The sequence below is a fragment of the Tabrizicola sp. M-4 genome, assembly GCF_051132405.1.
Classification (GTDB): domain Bacteria; phylum Pseudomonadota; class Alphaproteobacteria; order Rhodobacterales; family Rhodobacteraceae; genus Paragemmobacter.
On the sequence record NZ_CP128606.1, the window covers coordinates 130,096 to 147,024 of the forward strand.

21 protein-coding genes are annotated in these 16,929 nt (G+C 65.3%); 11 read left to right on the forward strand and 10 right to left on the reverse strand.

What is annotated here, in order from left to right; translation table 11 throughout:
- Nucleotides 1-3: 3 nt before the first annotated feature.
- A complete protein-coding gene (locus TabM4_RS00645) occupies nucleotides 4-750 on the forward strand; it encodes a glycosyltransferase family 25 protein (RefSeq protein WP_434616954.1) in 747 nt (248 codons plus the stop codon).
- On the opposite strand, the gene TabM4_RS00650 is transcribed toward TabM4_RS00645, so the two are convergent.
- A complete protein-coding gene (locus TabM4_RS00650) occupies nucleotides 741-1,424 on the reverse strand; it encodes an FkbM family methyltransferase (protein WP_434616957.1) in 684 nt (227 codons plus the stop codon). The genes TabM4_RS00645 and TabM4_RS00650 overlap by 10 nt on opposite strands.
- A gap of 132 nt (nucleotides 1,425-1,556) precedes the next feature.
- On the opposite strand from TabM4_RS00650, the gene TabM4_RS00655 reads away from it, so the two are divergent.
- On the forward strand, nucleotides 1,557-2,420 hold the full coding sequence (locus tag TabM4_RS00655; protein ID WP_434616960.1) for an alpha-1,2-fucosyltransferase: 864 nt from the start codon (nucleotides 1,557-1,559) through the stop codon (nucleotides 2,418-2,420).
- Here the strand turns inward: TabM4_RS00655 and TabM4_RS00660 are convergent.
- The 3 genes from TabM4_RS00660 to pnp form a co-directional block, all read right to left on the reverse strand.
- Complete coding sequence (locus tag TabM4_RS00660) at nucleotides 2,417-3,289, reverse strand: glycosyltransferase family 10 domain-containing protein (RefSeq protein ID WP_434616963.1); 873 nt, start codon at nucleotides 3,287-3,289, stop codon at nucleotides 2,417-2,419. The two genes, TabM4_RS00655 and TabM4_RS00660, sit on opposite strands and share 4 nt — an antisense overlap.
- Complete coding sequence (locus TabM4_RS00665; RefSeq protein ID WP_434616966.1) at nucleotides 3,286-4,140, reverse strand: FkbM family methyltransferase; 855 nt, start codon at nucleotides 4,138-4,140, stop codon at nucleotides 3,286-3,288. Before TabM4_RS00665 ends, TabM4_RS00660 begins: the two co-directional genes overlap by 4 nt.
- A gap of 130 nt (nucleotides 4,141-4,270) precedes the next feature.
- Nucleotides 4,271-6,412, reverse strand: coding sequence for a polyribonucleotide nucleotidyltransferase (pnp, locus tag TabM4_RS00670; protein WP_434616969.1), 2,142 nt, complete (start codon nucleotides 6,410-6,412; stop codon nucleotides 4,271-4,273).
- 207 nt (nucleotides 6,413-6,619) lie between these two features.
- Here pnp and TabM4_RS00675 point away from each other — a divergent pair, with 207 nt between their 5' ends.
- A complete protein-coding gene (locus TabM4_RS00675) occupies nucleotides 6,620-6,853 on the forward strand; it encodes a type II toxin-antitoxin system ParD family antitoxin (RefSeq protein ID WP_434616972.1) in 234 nt (77 codons plus the stop codon).
- Nucleotides 6,850-7,146 (forward strand): type II toxin-antitoxin system RelE/ParE family toxin, encoded by a 297-nt coding sequence (locus TabM4_RS00680; protein WP_434616975.1) that lies wholly within the window; start codon nucleotides 6,850-6,852, stop codon nucleotides 7,144-7,146. The genes TabM4_RS00675 and TabM4_RS00680 overlap by 4 nt, the downstream gene beginning before the upstream one ends.
- A gap of 59 nt (nucleotides 7,147-7,205) precedes the next feature.
- Here the strand turns inward: TabM4_RS00680 and rpsO are convergent, their stop codons facing one another.
- Nucleotides 7,206-7,475, reverse strand: a complete 270-nt coding sequence (rpsO, locus tag TabM4_RS00685; RefSeq protein WP_434616978.1) for a 30S ribosomal protein S15 — start codon at nucleotides 7,473-7,475, stop codon at nucleotides 7,206-7,208.
- A 268-nt stretch (nucleotides 7,476-7,743) separates the two neighbouring features.
- On the opposite strand from rpsO, the gene TabM4_RS00690 reads away from it, so the two are divergent.
- Complete coding sequence (locus tag TabM4_RS00690; protein WP_434616981.1) at nucleotides 7,744-8,703, forward strand: calcium-binding protein; 960 nt, start codon at nucleotides 7,744-7,746, stop codon at nucleotides 8,701-8,703.
- On the opposite strand, the gene TabM4_RS00695 is transcribed toward TabM4_RS00690, so the two are convergent.
- From TabM4_RS00695 to truB, 3 genes are all read right to left on the reverse strand, one after another.
- Nucleotides 8,685-9,593, reverse strand: coding sequence for an alpha/beta fold hydrolase (locus TabM4_RS00695; RefSeq protein WP_434616984.1), 909 nt, complete (start codon nucleotides 9,591-9,593; stop codon nucleotides 8,685-8,687). The genes TabM4_RS00690 and TabM4_RS00695 overlap by 19 nt on opposite strands.
- Nucleotides 9,590-10,099: a DUF1643 domain-containing protein gene (locus TabM4_RS00700; RefSeq protein WP_434616987.1), complete on the reverse strand. Its 510-nt coding sequence runs from the start codon at nucleotides 10,097-10,099 to the stop codon at nucleotides 9,590-9,592. The genes TabM4_RS00695 and TabM4_RS00700 overlap by 4 nt, the downstream gene beginning before the upstream one ends.
- 93 nt (nucleotides 10,100-10,192) lie before the next feature.
- Complete coding sequence (gene truB, locus TabM4_RS00705) at nucleotides 10,193-11,095, reverse strand: tRNA pseudouridine(55) synthase TruB (protein WP_434616990.1); 903 nt, start codon at nucleotides 11,093-11,095, stop codon at nucleotides 10,193-10,195.
- Nucleotides 11,096-11,208: 113 nt separating this feature from the next.
- Here truB and pgsA point away from each other — a divergent pair, with 113 nt between their 5' ends.
- The 3 genes from pgsA to TabM4_RS00720 are packed head-to-tail and all read left to right on the forward strand — an operon-like array spanning nucleotide 11,209 to nucleotide 12,560.
- Nucleotides 11,209-11,874, forward strand: coding sequence for a CDP-diacylglycerol--glycerol-3-phosphate 3-phosphatidyltransferase (pgsA, locus tag TabM4_RS00710; RefSeq protein WP_434616993.1), 666 nt, complete (start codon nucleotides 11,209-11,211; stop codon nucleotides 11,872-11,874).
- Complete coding sequence (moaD, locus tag TabM4_RS00715; protein ID WP_434616996.1) at nucleotides 11,871-12,119, forward strand: molybdopterin converting factor subunit 1; 249 nt, start codon at nucleotides 11,871-11,873, stop codon at nucleotides 12,117-12,119. Before pgsA ends, moaD begins: the two co-directional genes overlap by 4 nt.
- 3 nt (nucleotides 12,120-12,122) lie before the next feature.
- Entirely contained in the window at nucleotides 12,123-12,560 is a 438-nt protein-coding gene (locus tag TabM4_RS00720; RefSeq protein ID WP_434616998.1) for a molybdenum cofactor biosynthesis protein MoaE, read from the forward strand.
- Here TabM4_RS00720 and TabM4_RS00725 read toward each other — a convergent pair.
- A complete protein-coding gene (locus TabM4_RS00725) occupies nucleotides 12,547-13,542 on the reverse strand; it encodes a P1 family peptidase (RefSeq protein WP_434621860.1) in 996 nt (331 codons plus the stop codon). The genes TabM4_RS00720 and TabM4_RS00725 overlap by 14 nt on opposite strands.
- A gap of 198 nt (nucleotides 13,543-13,740) precedes the next feature.
- On the opposite strand from TabM4_RS00725, the gene TabM4_RS00730 reads away from it, so the two are divergent.
- Nucleotides 13,741-14,667: a L,D-transpeptidase gene (locus TabM4_RS00730; RefSeq protein ID WP_434617001.1), complete on the forward strand. Its 927-nt coding sequence runs from the start codon at nucleotides 13,741-13,743 to the stop codon at nucleotides 14,665-14,667.
- A gap of 67 nt (nucleotides 14,668-14,734) precedes the next feature.
- Here the strand turns inward: TabM4_RS00730 and TabM4_RS00735 are convergent, their stop codons facing one another.
- Nucleotides 14,735-15,076, reverse strand: coding sequence for a cupin domain-containing protein (locus TabM4_RS00735; protein ID WP_434617004.1), 342 nt, complete (start codon nucleotides 15,074-15,076; stop codon nucleotides 14,735-14,737).
- A 156-nt stretch (nucleotides 15,077-15,232) separates the two neighbouring features.
- Here TabM4_RS00735 and panB point away from each other — a divergent pair, with 156 nt between their 5' ends.
- Nucleotides 15,233-16,057, forward strand: a complete 825-nt coding sequence (gene panB, locus TabM4_RS00740; RefSeq protein ID WP_434617007.1) for a 3-methyl-2-oxobutanoate hydroxymethyltransferase — start codon at nucleotides 15,233-15,235, stop codon at nucleotides 16,055-16,057.
- Complete coding sequence (panC, locus tag TabM4_RS00745; protein WP_434617010.1) at nucleotides 16,054-16,893, forward strand: pantoate--beta-alanine ligase; 840 nt, start codon at nucleotides 16,054-16,056, stop codon at nucleotides 16,891-16,893. The genes panB and panC overlap by 4 nt, the downstream gene beginning before the upstream one ends.
- Nucleotides 16,894-16,929: the final 36 nt, after the last annotated feature.

Below are 16,929 nucleotides of genomic sequence, written 5' to 3' on the forward strand. Positions count from 1 at the left end.
GGGATGCGCGCGGCAGGTTTCGTGATCCATCTGGCGCGGGCGGAGCGGCGGCGCGGGCATGTGGCGGCTTTGCAGCGCCTGTCGCCTGTTCCTGTACAGGTGATCGACGCGGTGGACGGGGCGACGCTGGACGAGGCCACCATAAGATCCGTTTATCAGCCGCATGATCTGCTGCAACCGCGCTATCCCTTTGCGATCAGCCGGGGGGAGATCGGCTGTTTCCTGAGCCATCGGAGGGCGTGGCAGGCCATCGTCGAAAGCGGCGCAGATGTCGGGTTGGTGTTCGAGGATGATGTGGTGCTTGACCCGGTGGTGTTTCCGGCTGCGGTGGAGGCTGCGCTGGGTTGGATGGGCCCCGGGGATTGGGTGGAGTTCCAGACGCGGCCCGTCGAGGGTGCAGTGATCCATGCGGTGGGCGATTTCCGCATTCTGGAGCCGGAAATCCCCCCTGTGCGTCTTTCGGCGCAGCTCATCGGTTCAGGAGCGTCGGCGCGGATGCTGGCGGTGACGGAGCGGTTTGATCGACCGGTTGACGGTGTGGTGCAACTGCTTGGCGTCACGAACCAGCGGATTTTGTGCGTCGATCCGTCCGGTGTTCGCGATGACACCGCCGCGGCGGGGGGGACGACGATCCAGAAGAAGGGTGCGGCCTTGTGGGGGCAGGTTGCCAAGAGCTGGCACCGCGCGTCCTATCGCCGCGCGATCCGCGCCCATGTCGCCGAGGCGAGGGCGCGGATGGGTCAGCGCTGACGCCGCGTGTTGCGGTATACGGCGTTCATCATCCGGCGCCGGACCCAAGTCCTGCGACGGAAGCCATGCGCGCCCAGCCAAGAGTCCAGTTCTGGCAAGAGGACACCACCATCATACCATTGGATTTGCGATACTTCGGCCTCCAGTAGGTGGATATGTCGCAAGAGTGCCGTTGCGCCCTTGAGACAGAGCAACTCGGCCCCCTGCACATCTAGGGTCAGGACGTCGACGGTGTTCAGCGGGATACCGTTTTCCGTCAGAAGGCTGTCCAGTGTCCGCATTGCCAACTGCCTGACCTGACCAGTTTCCATGACATTCGCGTGCCGGTCCTCTTCGAGTTGCGCTTTGCGGAAGATCGAACTGGACTCGCCATCGTTTGAGAAGACGAAGAAATCAGTTTGCTTGCCGTCCTCATCGCCGATCAGGGCTTCGACGACGTCATGACGGGTCGGAGGGAAACGCAGAAGGCGGGAGAGCCAACCCTCGCCTTGACCGCTGCGAGCGGAGAGATGGGATCGGAGTGCCCTCGCCGTATCTGGATCCGCCTCCACCCAGATCACGCGTGCCGCACCCCAGCGTTCATAGAGCGCGGCCTCCTGCCCTTTGTGGGCGCCGACGTGGACGATCGTCTTTCCGCGCAGGGTTCGCAGCCGTTTTGCGTAATAGCGGACCAAGTACATCTGGGCTGTTCCAATGCTGCCTTCGCGCTGCGCTTAGCATGACATTGGACCCTTGTTTATCATGAAATGCGGGTGCAGATGGTTGATGCGCCGTCTTGGTGCATAACAACCGGAGACAAAACGGGCATGATCTTCGTGCGCCTCGTCGGCGGCCTTGGAAACCAGTTGTTCCAATATGCCTGTGCGCGGGCTTTGGCGCTCCGGCATGGGGTGGACGTGGTGCTGGATACGCGCGAATTGGCGCGGGGGGCGGCGCATGCTGTCTATGGGCTGGATCGGTTTGCCATATCGGCGCGGACCGGGGAGCAGGATGAATTGCCACCGGCGCGCGGGCGGATGATCCCCTATGCGCTTTGGAGGGCCGGGCTGATGCGACCGCGCTTCCTGCGCGAGCGGGGGCTGGGTTTGAACCCGGACGTGCTTTCGGCGGGGGATGACTGCTATCTGCATGGCTATTTCCAAAGCGAGGGGTATTTCCGTGATCAAGCGGCGGTCATCCGCGAGGATCTGCGCATTCTTGCAGCGCCGGAGGGTGAGAATGCCCGTTGGCTGGATCGGATGGAGGCAGAGCCGCGCGCGGTTTCCTTGCATGTGCGGCGGGGGGATTATGTGGGTTCGGCCAAGGGGGCGGCAGTGCATGGCACCTGCGATGCGGCCTACTATGCGCGCGCCGTTGAACGGATCCGCGAGAGGGCGCGGATCGACCCCTTGCTGTTCGTCTTTTCCGACGATCCGATCTGGGCGCGCGACAACCTGAGACCAGGGGCGGAAATGGTGGTGCTGGACCATAACTCCGCTTCGGCTGCGGTGGAGGATCTTCGGTTGATGGGGGCCTGCCGCCACCACATCATTGCGAATTCCAGTTTTTCGTGGTGGGGCGCGTGGCGCAACCCGTCACCCGACAAGGTGGTGGTCGCCCCTGCGCGATGGTTCGCCGATCCGCGTTTGGACAACCCTGACATCTGCCCGCCGGAGTGGATGCGGATTTAGATGGCACCCTGTATGATTTCTGCCGCACGACGGTGCATGTCGGCATAGTGGTCGGCAAGGTGGGCGTTCGCCTCGATAGCGGCGCGGCGGCTGTCGTAGTCTTCCGCAGATGTCTGGCGGAGAGCCGCGAGGATGTCGTCGCGTGAGCTGCATTCGATGATGCCCGCCCGATCGAAAATCTCCCCTACATCCGGCGCGCCCCAGTAGATGGGGGTGGATCGGCAGCGGAGGGCGTCGATCAGCTTTTCGGTGATGTAGGAGGCTTCGCGCGAGTTTTCGATCACCACCGTGTAGCGAAAGGGGGCGAGGCCCTCGGTCTTGTCCTCGATGGGGCGGTAGCCGCGCCCCATCACTTCGAGCGGAAGGCCTTGGGCACGGGCGGCGTCGATCACGGCATGGCGCAGGCGGTGGCCTTCGTAGGTGCGCTTGGCCGATGCGATGATGGAGGTCATCTGCGTCTTTTCGGCGGGAATACGGGTGCTGGGGGCAACGAAGGAAAAGCCGGCGATGAATTTCTCGCCGTTCGGGATGGCGCGCAAAAGCACCTCATTCTTGGTCAACACGCGGAAGAAGCGGCGGTTGAAGAGGCGGGCGAGGCGCAGGTGTTTGGCGTGAACGGCGTCGGGTTCGACGATCATCAGGGACAGCTTTGCCGTCCTGCGACCGCGTGGGGTGAAGTAGAGGCGTGTCTTGGGGTAGGTGATCAGGTGGTCGGTCGACGCCATGTCTGCCACCGTGCCATGGGCCAGCCGGGCCGGGCGGCCCAGCGGCCAATCCAGCCGGTCGAGCGGCAGGTTCGGCAGGCCTTCGGGAAGCCGTTCGAGATAGGGGATCACCGCGATGGCGGGTTGGTCATCCGGGGGGGTCATGGGGCGAGGGCGTAAAGCGAGTTGTTCCGGTTGCGCCCCATCAGGCGATAGCCGTGGCGGGCGAAGGCGGCGGTGCAGCCGGGGTAATCGGCCTGGGGTTCCGGGTGTTCGATGACGATGCGGCGGGGTTTCATCACCGGTGGGCAGTTGTCGAGGAACGGGACGAGGGCGCGGTCCTCATGGCCTTCGATGTCGATCTTCAATCCGTGGATGGCGGTCATTCCGGCGTCGGAGACAAGGGAGGACAGCGTGCGGATCGGCATTTCGCCGACCGCGCTTTCCTGTACGGCGACGATGGCGACATCGTCCTTGCGGATCACCAGATCGCCGCGTCCGTCGGTGTCGGAAACGGCGGCATGGATGGGGGTGAGGTTGGCAAGCCCGGTGGCTGAGGCGTTCCAGCGGATGCGGGTGATCATCTTGGGATTGGCATCGATGGAAAGGACACGGCCCTGCGGGCGGGCAACGGCGAGGGGCAGGGAATAGAGGCCGATATTGCAGCCAAGATCGACGAAGCCGGCATCTTGCGGCGCATCTTGCAGCAGGAAGTCGATATCCTGCCCGTTGTAGGTTGGCACCAACAGAAGCCCATATTCGATGAGGTTCTGTTCGCCTCGGATGCGGTAGGCCGCGCCGCGGAAGCGGATGTCGAGCGTGCCGCGCCCGAGGGCGAGGATGAGGCGGGTCATCGTCGCGCGGAACAGGCCGCGTTTGAGGATCGTGGCGCGGCAAAGCGCGATCAGCGCGCGTTGCAGCAGGTTCGGAGCGAAATGGCCGAAGGGAAGGGATGCATCCGCATCCTGCGTGGATTGTTCCGCCGCCGTGACCGACCGCCAGTTGCCCTGCATCATTCGCCCTTTCCTTGGCGGGTGGGGTAGCAGGTCACGCGGGGCTTGAAAACCATGCAGCGTTGCGGGTGGCGGGAAAAGGAAAGGCCCCGGCAAAGGTTGCCGGGGCCTCTCTTGGTTCAGTCGAAGGCAATCACGCTTCGGCGTCTTCGCCCTTCTTCTCGACGATCTCTTCGCCGGTTTCCTGATCGACCATCTTCATGCCGAGCCGGACCTTGCCGCGGTCGTCGAAGCCGAGGAGTTTCACTTTCACTTCCTGACCTTCCTTCAGCACCTCGTTCGGGTGGTTCAGGCGCTTGTTGGCGATCTGAGATACGTGGACCAGACCGTCGCGCTTGCCGAAGAAGTTCACGAAGGCGCCGAAGTCGACCAGTTTGACCACGCGGCCGGTGTAGATGTGGCCTTCCTCGGGTTCGGCCACGATCGACCAGATCATGTCATAGGCGCGCTTGATCGCATCGGCCGAGGAGGAGGCGATCTTGATCACGCCGTCGTCGTTGATGTCGACCTTGGCACCCGAGGTTTCCACGATCTCGCGGATGACCTTGCCGCCCGAGCCGATCACTTCGCGGATCTTGTCGGTGGGGATGGTCAGCGTTTCGATCTTGGGCGCGTATTCCGAGAAGCCCTGCGGCGCGGAGAGCGCCTTGTTCATCTCGCCCAGGATGTGCAGGCGGCCGTCCTTGGCCTGTGCCAGCGCCTGTTCCATGATCTCGGGCGTGATGCCCGCGACCTTGATGTCCATCTGGAGCGAGGTGATGCCGTTTTCGGTCCCCGCCACCTTGAAGTCCATGTCGCCGAGGTGGTCCTCGTCGCCGAGGATGTCGGTCAGCACGGCCCAGCGGCCATCGTCTTCGAGGATCAGGCCCATCGCGACACCCGCGACCGGAGCCTTCAGCGGAACGCCCGCGTCCATCATCGACAGCGAGCCGCCGCAGACGGAAGCCATCGAGGAGGAGCCGTTCGATTCCGTGATCTCGGACACGACGCGGATGGTGTAGGGGAAGTCGGTCGGCGCAGGCAGCACGGCCTGCAGAGCGCGCCATGCCAGCTTGCCGTGGCCGATTTCGCGGCGTCCGGGCGAACCCACGCGTCCGACTTCGCCGACCGAGTAGGGCGGGAAGTTGTAATGCAGCAGGAAGTTCGAGCGCGAATTGCCATGCAGGGCGTCGATGATCTGCTCATCCTCGCCGGTGCCCAGCGTGGTGACGACCAGCGCCTGCGTTTCACCGCGGGTGAACAGAGCCGAACCATGGGTGCGCGGCAGGACGCCGGTTTCCGACACGATCGGACGCACGGTCTTGTTGTCGCGGCCGTCGATGCGCGCGCCACCGTTGATGATGTCGCCGCGCAGGATGGAGGATTCCAGCTTCTTGATCGCCGCGCCGAGGTTGGCGTCGGCATTGTCTTCGTCGGACAGGGCGGCGCGGATCGCGTCGACGGCGGCAGAGATCGCGTTGGTGCGGTCCTGCTTGTCCTTGATCGCGAAGGCGGCGCGCATCTGCGCCTCACCCGCCGCTTTGACGCGGGAGTACAGGGCCGAGTAGTCCGGCGGCGTGAAGTCGAAGGGTTCCTTGGCGGCGTCTTCGGCAAGGTCGATGATCAGGTCGATCACCGGCTGCATCGCCGCATGGCCGAACTTCACTGCGCCGAGCATTTCGGCTTCGGTCAGTTCATAGGCTTCGGATTCCACCATCATCACGGCGTCCTTGGTGCCGGCGATGACGAGGTCGAGGCGCTGGTCGGGGTTGTTCCGCAGGTTCTGCAGATCGTCCACCGACGGGTTCAGAACGTATTCGCCGTTGGAGAAGCCGACGCGGGCCGCACCGATGGGGCCCATGAAGGGCACGCCCGAGATGGTGAGGGCGGCGGAGGCCGCGATCATCGCCACGATATCGGGTTCGTTGTGGAGGTCATGCGACAGCACCGTCGCCATGACGAGGACTTCGTTCTTGAAGCCGTCGACGAACAGCGGGCGGCAGGGACGGTCGATCAGGCGGGACGTCAGCGTTTCCTTTTCCGAAGGACGCGCCTCGCGCTTGAAGAAGCCGCCCGGGATCTTGCCGGCGGCGTAGTATTTTTCCTGGTAGTGGACGGTCAGGGGGAAGAAGTCCTGACCCGGCTTCGCGCTTTTCGCGAAGGTCACGTTGGCCATGACGGAGGTTTCGCCCAGCGTGGCGATCACGGTGCCGTCGGCCTGACGGGCAACCTTCCCGGTTTCCAGCGTGAGCGTCTCACCGCCCCACTGGATGGATTTCTTGATAACGTTGAACATCAGCGGATCCTATCTGGAGGCAACGGCCCCTGCCGTCCCTCCGTTTGCATGGCGGCCCCATTGCCGCCGCCCCCTATCCTTCGCATGTGGCCGGGGGCATGGCCTCACGTCGCAGATGCGGGGCGCATACAGGAAAAGCGGGGGTTTGGGAAGGACACAGATTTGCATGAAGATTGACAAGCTTTGCCATTCTGGCAGATTGGCGACATGGCAACGATGAACATTTCGCTTCCCGATCAGATGAAGGCCTTTGCAGAGTCGCAGGCGCAGAGTGGGCGCTATGCGAATGTCAGTGATTATGTGCGCGATCTGCTGCGCAAGGATCAGCAAAGGCTAGAGGCCGTCGTGGAAGTTCAGGATCTTGTCGATCAGGCCATTGCAAGCGGTGAGGCAGAGCTTTTCGACATGTCGTCCTTCATCGCCGAGCAGAAGGCGAAGTGACGCGGAAGATCCTCCTGCGTCCTGCGGCAAGGGCCGACTTGGCAGAGATTTGGAGTTTCGGGGTTTCCCGTTGGGGCCGCGCTCAGACCGAGGCTTATCTGAACGGGCTGGATGACCTTATGAGGCTGTTGTGCGACTACCCGGAAATCAGCCGCTTGCACGAGGAGTTTCGTCCGCCGGTTCGCCTGCATCCCTACAGGGCGCATCTGGTGATCTATCGCAGCGAGATCTTGCTTGAGGTGCTGCGGGTGCCGTCGATACGCAGCAATTGGCGCATGCTGGTTTCTGAATGAAACGAAAACGCCCGCGGCCATTGGGCGCGGGCGTTTCCTTCAGGATTGCTGCCGATGGATCAGCGGCGCAGGCCGAGGCGCGAGATCAGGGTCGCATAGCGGCCCTCGTCCTTGGCCTTGAGGTAGTCCAGCAGTTTGCGGCGCTGGGCGACCAGCATCAGAAGGCCACGGCGGGAGTGGTTGTCCTTCTTGTGGGTCTTGAAATGCTCGGTCAGCGTCGCGATGCGCGACGAGAGGATCGCAACCTGAACTTCGGGCGAACCGGTGTCGCCTTCCTTGGTCGCGTATTCCTTGATGAGGCGGGTCTTTTCTTCGACGGTGATCGACATCGGATATCTCCTGTATCCAAGGGGTGAAGGCGCAAGCCGGGATGTCGTCCAGCAAGGCCAGTGCTATCGCGCGGCCGAGTCGGCAGCGGATGCGGGCGTATAGGGGAAATCCGCGCGCATGGGAAGCGGGAAAGGCGGGGGGCATTTACCAAAGCGGTAGAAAGCTGGGTGCGGTGATGGATTCGAACGGGTGATTCTGGCAAAATATTCTTGGGGTAGGGCGCATTCCGTTCGGGGCGTGCCCGTGTGTATGGTAAGGGTTGCGGCAATGTTCGGCCTGCTGGGCTTGTTCGGTCTATTCATGGCGGGGTATCTGGCCTCGCCCACGACAGATGATGCCGCCGATCCAGATGACGCACCCCAAGGCGGTGATGCGGATGCCGGGCGCGCGGGCAGGCCAACAGAACCGTCCGATGAGGGCATGCCCTTCAGCGACGATATCGACGACGAGATCGATCCGCCGCTCTTCATGGGCGGGACGGCGGGAAGCGATATCCTGAATGGCGGTTCGGGGGATGACTGGCTGAGCGGTGGCGAGGCGCGGGATGCGCTTGCCGGGTCAGACGGGGATGACACCTTGCTGGGTGGCGTCGGAGAGGACGATCTGAACGGCGGGGCAGGGGATGATCACCTTGTCGGGGGCGGTGGCGCGGATCAGGTCATGGGCGATGCGGGAGATGATACGATCTATGGCTGGCCCGGCGATGACCGGCTGCATGGCGGCGCAGGGGCGGACAGCATCGCGGGTGGTCTTGGGCATGACACGGTGCTGGGTGGCGAGGGTGCGGATGCGTTGCAGGGTGGCGGCGGGGATGACTGGCTGGCCGGCGGCGAGGGCGACGACTGGATGGCGGGCGATGCCGGGAACGACACGCTGGATGGCGGGGCGGGAGATGACCGGATGGATGGCGGCGCGGGGCGGGATTACCTGAATGCCGGGGAGGGGAACGACGTTCTGCGCCTGTCGGGAGAGACCCATGCCACGGGCGGTGCGGGGGCGGACCTGTTCGAGGTGGCGGTGGGGGGCACATCGGTGATTGCCGATTATGACGGGCGCGAGGATCGGCTTGTGGTCGTCTATGACCCGATGGAGGGGCAGGAGGAGCCGGAGGTCAGTCTGCAGGTCGATGGGGCGGATGCCCTGATCCTGCTGGATGGGCAGGTGCTGGCGCGGGTGGCGGATGGGGCGGGTCTGACCTTGGCGGATATTCAGATCAGGCCCGTTTGAGGCGCGGTGAAGAAGGGAAGGAAGGCGTCCAGCACGGCTTGCGGGTTTTCCTCCATCACGAAATGGCCGGTGTCGCAGGAGGCGTCGGTCACCCTGTCGGCCCAGCGGCGCCAGATCCCGGCGGGGTCGCCGGTGCGGGCGGGGAAGCCGTGGTGGCCCCAGAGGAAATGGAGGGGTGCGGTGATGCGGCGTCCTTCGGCGCGGTCGGCCATGTCATGCGCGCGGTCGGTGGTGGCCCCGGCGCGGTAATCGGCGCACATGGCATGGATGCGCGCGGGGTCCAGCGCCTGAGCGCGATAGGCCGCGAGCGAGGCGGGTGGGAAGCAATCGAGCGTCTTCGCCCGCGTCCATCCCTGCAGCGTGTGGTCCAGCCATGCGACGGGGTCGGAGCCGATCATGCGTTCGGGGACGGGGGCAGGCTGTGCGAGGAAGGTCCAATGCCATGCGGACATGGCGAGGTCATAGCCCCAGGCATCCCAGTATTCCGCTGTGGGCGCGATTTCGATGATGCCCAGCCGTCGCAGGCGGGTGGGGTGATCGAGGGCGAGGCGATAGGACACCCGCGCGCCCCTGTCATGGCCGAGGATATCGGCGGCGGGGATGTTCAGGTGATCCATCAGCGCGACGATGTCGGCGGCCATGCGGCGTTTGGAATAGGCTTCGTGGGTGGCGTCATCGGGCGGCGCGTCGCTTTGCCCATAGCCGCGCAGATCGGGGATGATCACGCGGAAATGGCGGGCGAAGGCCGGGGCGACCTTGGCCCAGCAGAGGCCGTTTTCAGGGAAACCGTGGAGCAGGATGAGGGGCGGGCCTTCGCCGGCCTCCTGCACCGAAAGGGTGATGCCGGGAAGGGCGATGCCGCGGCGGGTGAAGCCTGCGATTTCGGTCATGGCCAAGCCTGCGGTTGCTGGTCGTATCCGATATAGAGCGGGTGCTTTGGATGGCCGTCCTTGGACAGGCCGAGGGTGAAGAGCGGCTGCCCCGTGGCGCGCAGCAGCGCTTCGACCTGCGGGCCGCGGTTCAGGTGGGTGCCATGGGTGCCCCATGCGCAGATGATGGTGTCGGCCCAGCCTGTGGCGCTGTCGCGGATGGCGGCGTCATTGCCGGGACCCACGGGATCGGGTTCGGCGCGCATGACGCGGGGGTCGGTGGCGCGGAAGGCGAAGATGTTGGTCACGCGGAAGGCCCCGAAGCCAAGCGCGCGGGCGCGGCGTTCGCAGCGTTCGACGGTGGGATCGTTCTGGAATTCGGTCGCGGTGGAGGGGTTGAGCATGACGAACAGCGCCTTGGGGCCTGCCGGATTCCAGATGCGGGTCAGCAGATAGCGATAGCGTTCGCAGGGGGAATAGACGGCGGTGCTGGCGGCGTCGCCCTTCTGATGGTCGCGGGTGATCATGCGCTTTTCGCCCTTTCGGTTTCGCCTGTGGCAGGCCCCCGGGGCTTCACCCCCGGACCCCGAGGGTATTTGGGCCAAGACGAAGGGGAAAGGTCAATTGAAGACGCGGGAGGGGTGCAACTCGCCCGACTGGTAGCGCCCGATCGCGATGGCGCGGCCCTGATGGGAGGCCCAGACCTCGGTGCCCCAATCGATACCGGAGGCGATGACCATGCCGGGATTGCCGTTCCGGATGCGGGCCGCGCCTTCGGGGGTGGCCGTGACCTGCGGCAGGTCCTGCAGCGCGAGTTCAAGGGGTTGCAGGTGGGCGTCGAGGTCGGGCGTGTGGGCGAGGCGGTCGATTTCGTCCAGCGAGATGCCCTGATCGGCGTCGAAGGGGCCGGACCATTCGCGGCGCAGCCAGAGGACATGGCCGAGGCAGCCGAGCGCGCGGCCAAGATCGCGGGCGATGGACCGGACATAGCCACCCTTGCCGCAGACCATTTCCAGAAGGGCGTGGTCGGGATCGGGGCGGTCGATGAGTTCGATGCTTTCCACCCAGAGCGGGCGGGCGGCAAGGTCGAGGCGTTCGCCTTCGCGGGCGAGGTCGTAGGCGCGTTCGCCATCCACCTTCACGGCCGAGAATTGCGGGGGCACCTGTTCGATCTGTCCGCGGAAGGCGGCAAGTGCCGTGCGGATCGCGTCATCGTCGGGGCGTTGGTCGCGGGTTTCCAGGATGTCGCCTTCGGCATCGTCGGTGGTGGTGGCCGCGCCGAAACGGACCATGAAGCGGTAGCATTTCAGTGCGTCGGTGATGTGGGGGACGGTTTTCGTGGCCTCGCCCAGTGCCACGGCCAGCACCCCGGTCGCTGCGGGGTCCAAGGTCCCGGCATGGCCCGCCTTCTGCGCGGCGAGCGCCCATTTCACCTTGTTCACCACGGCGGTGGAGGTGATCCCGGCGGGTTTGTCCACGATCAGCCAGCCCGAAACCGCCCTGCCCTTTTTCGTCCGCGCCATGCCTGCCTCCGTCGGTGAAGGCGGCCTGCTAGCCAAGGGCGTGTCGCGCGTCAACCGCCCGGTTGCGCGTTTGCTCTTTAACATTGCCGCTTTCCCCTGCTATCCCTGCGGGCATGAACTGGAACTTGCCGAATATCCTGACGGTCATCCGTCTTTTGGCGGCGCCCGGCGTGGCGGTGATGTTCCTGTATTTCCACCGGCCTTGGGCGGATTGGCTTGCGCTTGCGCTTTTCGTGAGCGCGGCGGTGACGGATTGGTTCGATGGCTATCTGGCGCGGGCTTGGAAGCAGGAATCGAAATTCGGCGCGATGCTGGACCCGATTGCCGACAAGGCGATGGTGGTGATCGCGCTGGTGATCATCACGGGCTATTCGGGGATGAACCCGTGGCTGATCCTGCCGGTGACGGCGATCCTGTTCCGCGAGGTCTTCGTTTCGGGCCTGCGGGAGTTCCTTGGCGCGAAAGCCGGGCTTCTGAAGGTGACGAAACTGGCGAAGTGGAAGACCACGGCGCAGATGGTGGCGATTGCGGTTCTGTTCCTTGGCACGGGGCTGGAGCATGTGGAGGGCATCGCGCGGCAGGGCCTGACGATGGAGCAATATGCCGATCTGGTCAGTCAGGGGCTTGCCGATCCGATCCGGTCCTGCGGGACACGGGGCTGTTCGTCCTATGCGACTCTGGTGGGGCTGGTGTTGATCTGGGTTGCGGCGGTGCTGACCTTGGTCACCGGATGGGATTACTTCCGCAAGTCGCTGCCTTTCCTGAAGGATGGGAAATGATCGATGTCCTGTACTTCGCATGGGTGCGGGAACGCATCGGCCTGCCGAAGGAGCGGGTGGAGACGTCCGCCGCCACGGTGATGGAATTGGTGGAGGAATTGCGGGCGCGGGAAGAGCGCTATGAGGCGGCCTTCGCCGATCTGGCCAGCCTGCGCGTGGCGCTGGATCAGGAGTTGGCCTCGTTCGATGCGCCCTTGGCGGGTGTGCGGGAGGTTGCGTTCTTTCCGCCGATGACAGGGGGCTGACCCATGCGGATCGTCGTGCAGGAGGCGGCTTTCGATCTGGGCGACGAGGCGCGGGATTTTGCGGCAGGTGCCGGCGGTGCCGGGGCGGTGGTCACCTTCACCGGCGTGGTGCGCGGCGATGGTGGCATGGCCGCGATGGAGATCGAGCATTATCCGGGGATGACGGAGAAGGCGATTGCCGGGATCGCGGGGCAGGCGGTGGAGCGTTGGTCCCTGATCGATGCGCTGGTGATCCATCGGCATGGGCGGTTGGCGGTGGGCGAGGCGATCATGATGGTGGCGACCGCCGCGCCGCATCGGGCCGATGCCTTTGCGGCGGCGGAGTTCCTGATGGATTACCTGAAATCCCGCGCGCCTTTCTGGAAGAAGGAAATCGGGCTGGATGGCGCGGCATGGGTGGCCGCCAAGGACGAGGATGAGGCGGCGCTTACGCGGTGGTGAAGCGCGCGCGATAGGCGGGTTGGCGATCACCCGGCATCGGTTCGGCCAGAAACACCGCGCGGGCGATGGCGCGGGCAAGGCAGCAGGCGGCGGCATGGCCAAGGGCGAAGGCGTCGGTGACAGGGTCCGTCAGGGGCCTTGCCCCGGTTGAGGCGGCAAAGACCAGATCCCCATCCAGCGGCGTGTGCGACGGGACGAGGGCGCGGGCCATGCCGTCCTGCGCGGTGGTGGCAAGGCGCAGGCATTCGGCCTGCGTCAGGGCGCCGTCGGTTGCGACGATGGCGATGGTGGTGGCTTCTCCCATCCGTTTCATCGCGGGTGGTTCATGACCGGGGTCATGGGCCGATGCGGGGCCGAGGCCGCCGAATTCATCCCCCATCTCCCACGGGGCGGCCCAGAAATGCGGGCCGTCGCCCACTATGGCAGAGCCGAGCGCGTTGACGGCAACCAGCGCGCCCACGGTGTGGCCAGAGGAGAGGATGGCAGAGGCGGAGCCGAGGCCGCCCTTCAGGTTTCCGGTCAGGGCGCCATGGCCCGCGCCTGTGCTGCCAAGGGCGGGGCTGTCGGTCAGGGCGTCCAGCGCTGCGCGGCCGAGGGCGTGATAGGGGTTGCGGGTCCATGACTTGTCGCCGCCGTTCAGCAGGTCGAAGAGGATCGCCCCCGGAACGATGGGGACGCGCTGATCGCCCACGGCGAAGCCGCGCCCCATGGCGCGAAGGCCATCAGCCACGCCCGAACAGGCATCAAGCCCGAAGGCCGACCCGCCCGACAGGACCAGCGCATCCACCTGTTGCACGAGGCGTTCCGGGGCGAGGAGGTCCGTCTCGCGCGTGCCGGGGGCGCCGCCCATGACATGGACGGCGGCGGTGAAGGAGCGGTCGGCGGCAAGGACGGTGCAGCCCGACCGCAGGCGCGCGTCATGGGCATTGCCCACGCGCAGGCCTGGAACATCGGTGATCAGGTTGCGCGGGCCGGGGCGCATGGGTTTCCCCTTCTGTCTGGCGGGACGCTGCGCCGACATGCGTGACATGGAGAGGCGTGGGCGGCAAGTCGGGTGGATTCCGTGCGATTGTTCCCGCAGGTGCCGGGAATCCGGCGGGCAAAGCCCTGCGGGGCTTGACGTCCACATATTCGCAAGTGCTTTTAGGCCCAAGTTCCAGCCATAGACCGAGTCCCGGACGTGCCAAATCTTCTGCTTCGCCTGATTGCCCCGCTTGCCCTTCTGGGGCTTGCCGCCTGCGCCGATGCCCCCAAGACGGAAGAGGCGCCTGCGCCCGCCGTTCCCGCCCATTATCAGGCGGTGCAGGATGGGGAATACCTGATCCCGGCGGTGGAGCCTTTGCACCTGTTCGGGGCGAACCCGCGCGCAGAGGTGGAGTATGCCGGCAGCGAAGAGCCGGGGACCATCGTCGTCGATACCTATGCGCGCGTCCTGTATCATGTGCAGGAGGGCGGCCGCGCGATGCGTTACGGTATCGCCGTGGGGCGCGAGGGGATTTCCTTCCGCGGCACGGGCTATGTGGGGCGCAAACAGGAATGGCCGTCATGGACGCCGACGGCGAACATGGTGCGCACGCGGCCCGACCTTTACGCCGAATATGCCGGTGGTCTGCCGGGCGGGCTGGACAATCCGCTGGGCGCGCGGGCGCTGTATCTGTATCGCGGCGGGCGGGACACCATGTTCCGCATCCATGGCACGATCGACAATGCCTCCATCGGGCGGGCGACCAGCGCGGGCTGCATCCGTCTGTTCAATCAGGACGCCATCCATCTGTTCGAGAATGCCGAGATCGGTGACCGCATCGTGGTGCGGACGCTGGAGCAGAGCCTTGCCGCCGAGGGCCCCTACATGGACGATGCCTATGGCCGGGCCGTGCCCGACACGCCCGAGAACCGCGCGCAATTCGAAGCGGATCGCATCGCCATGGCCGAGGCCGAGGTGCGCGCTGCGGAAGAGGCGCGGGTCGCCGCCGAGGAGGCTGCGGAGCAGGCCGCCAAGGACGAACGCCGCCGCCTGCGGATCTGCCGCAATCGCGGGATCGACGAGACGGAATGTCCGACGCTGTCGGAACTGACGGGCGATGTCGCACCGCCTGCGGCGGGCTGATCGGACATGCGGAACGGAAGAAGGGGCACCTGAGCGGGTGCCCCTTTTGCGTTTCGGGGGCACGGTGTCAGGTGATGATGACGTAATCCTTCAGCGTGGTTTCCACCACTTCCCATGTGCCTTCATAGCCGGGGCGGATGATGAAACTGTCGCCTGCGCGCAGATGGGTTTCCTCGCCTGCGGCATCCGTCAGGATCGAATGCCCCTGATGGATGTAGACATATTCCCATTCCCCATAGGACACGCGCCACTTGCCCGGCGTCGATTGCCAGAGGCCGGAATAGATGTTGCCGCGTTCCTCGATGCTCCATGTCGTATGGACGGGATCGCCTGCGATGACCTTGGCGGGATCGGGGCGTTCCACCTCGGGGGGGATGCCGTCGCGGGTGACCTTCTGGAGGTGGGACATGGCTTTGCCTTCCTGCTTTATCCGTGGATTGCCGTATGGGAGGGCAGGGGTGACCTTCGGTCAAGGGGCGCGCGATGCCGCGTTGCAGCGATGACAACTTGCTGTCGCGGCGCGGCTGTGCCTGTATAACGGGCAGAATGTGAAAGGGAGACGCCCATGAGCGCCACCGCCCCGACGCGGCCCGTGCTGCCGCCCGACATCAAGGCCCGCAAGGGTGGCGTGCCGCTGGTCGTGCTGACGGCCTATACCACGCCGATGGCGCGGCTTGTGGATGCGCATTGCGACATCGCGCTGGTGGGGGATTCGGTGGGGATGGTTCTGCATGGCATGCCTTCGACCATCGGTGTGACGCTGGAGATGATGATCCTGCATGGCCGTGCCGTGGTGCGGGGCCTGTCTAAGGCGATGGCGGTGATCGATATGCCCTTCGGGAGCTATGAGGAAGGCCCGGCGCAGGCCTATCGCAACGCGGCGCGGCTGATGGCCGAGACGGGCGCGCCTGCGGTGAAGCTGGAGGGCGGGCAGCACATGGCGGAGACCATCGCCTTCCTGACGGCGCGGGGCGTGCCGGTCATGGCGCATGTCGGGCTGACGCCGCAATCGGTGAACACACTGGGCGGGTACAAGGTCGTGGGGCGCGAGGATGAGGCGGCGAAGGTGCTGGCCGATGCGCGGGCCTGCGAGGCGGCGGGGGCTTTTTCCATCGTGCTGGAGAAGGTTCCGGTGGGACTGGCCGCGCGAATCACGGCGGAGTTGACCATCCCGACCATCGGAATCGGCGCCGGGGTGGATTGCGACGGGCAGGTTCTGGTGATCGACGACATGCTGGGGATGTTCACCGCCTTCCGGCCCAAATTCGTGAAGCGCTATGCAGAACTTGGTCAGGCGGCGGATCAGGCCATCGCGGCCTATGCCGATGAGGTGCGCAGCCGTGCCTTTCCGGGGCCGGAACATGGTTTCGCGGATCAGGTGAAATCGTGACCGTCATCATCCGGACGGTGGCCGAGTTGCGCGAGGTGGTGCGCGGCTGGAAGGCCGAGGGGCATGTTGTGGGCGTAGTGCCGACCATGGGCGCGCTGCATGACGGGCATCTGAGCCTTGCGCGGCGGGCCAAGGCGGAATGCGGGCGGGTGATCACCACGATCTTCGTGAACCCCAAGCAGTTCAACAATCCCGACGACCTGAAGAAATACCCACGCACCGAGGATGCGGATGCCGCCCTGCTGCGCTGGGTGGGGGTGGAGGTGGTGTTCTGTCCCGCGCCGGAAGAGGTCTATCCTGCGGGTTTCGTATCGACCGTTTCGGTGGGTGGCGTGTCGGAGCCTTTGGAGGGCGCGTTGCGGCCGGGGCATTTCGATGGCGTGGCCACGGTGGTGACCAAGCTGTTCGGGATGACGCAGGCGGATCGCGGCTATTTCGGGCAGAAGGATTGGCAGCAGTTGCAGGTCGTGCAGCGGCTGGTGGCGGACCTGAACCTTGCCGTGACGGTGGTGGGCTGCGAGACGGTGCGAGACCCGGACGGGTTGGCGATGTCGTCGCGCAATGTGCGGCTGACGGCGGCGGGGCGGCACAGGGCGCCTGCGCTTTATGCCGCGATGCTGGCGGCGGCGCGGGATTTCCGGTCGGGTGTGCCGGAGGCGGAGGCGATGGCGCGGGCCTCGGCGGCGGTGATGGCGGAAGGCTTTGAAAGCGTGGAATATATCGAGCTTCGCGATGCCGAGACGCTGGGGCCGGTGACGGATGTGGGCCGTCCGATCCGGATGCTGGCGGCGGCGTGGTTGGACGGGGTGCGGTTGATCGACAACATCGCGGTGTGAACCGCGACCCCTCTCCCCGACCCTCTCCCCTTTGAG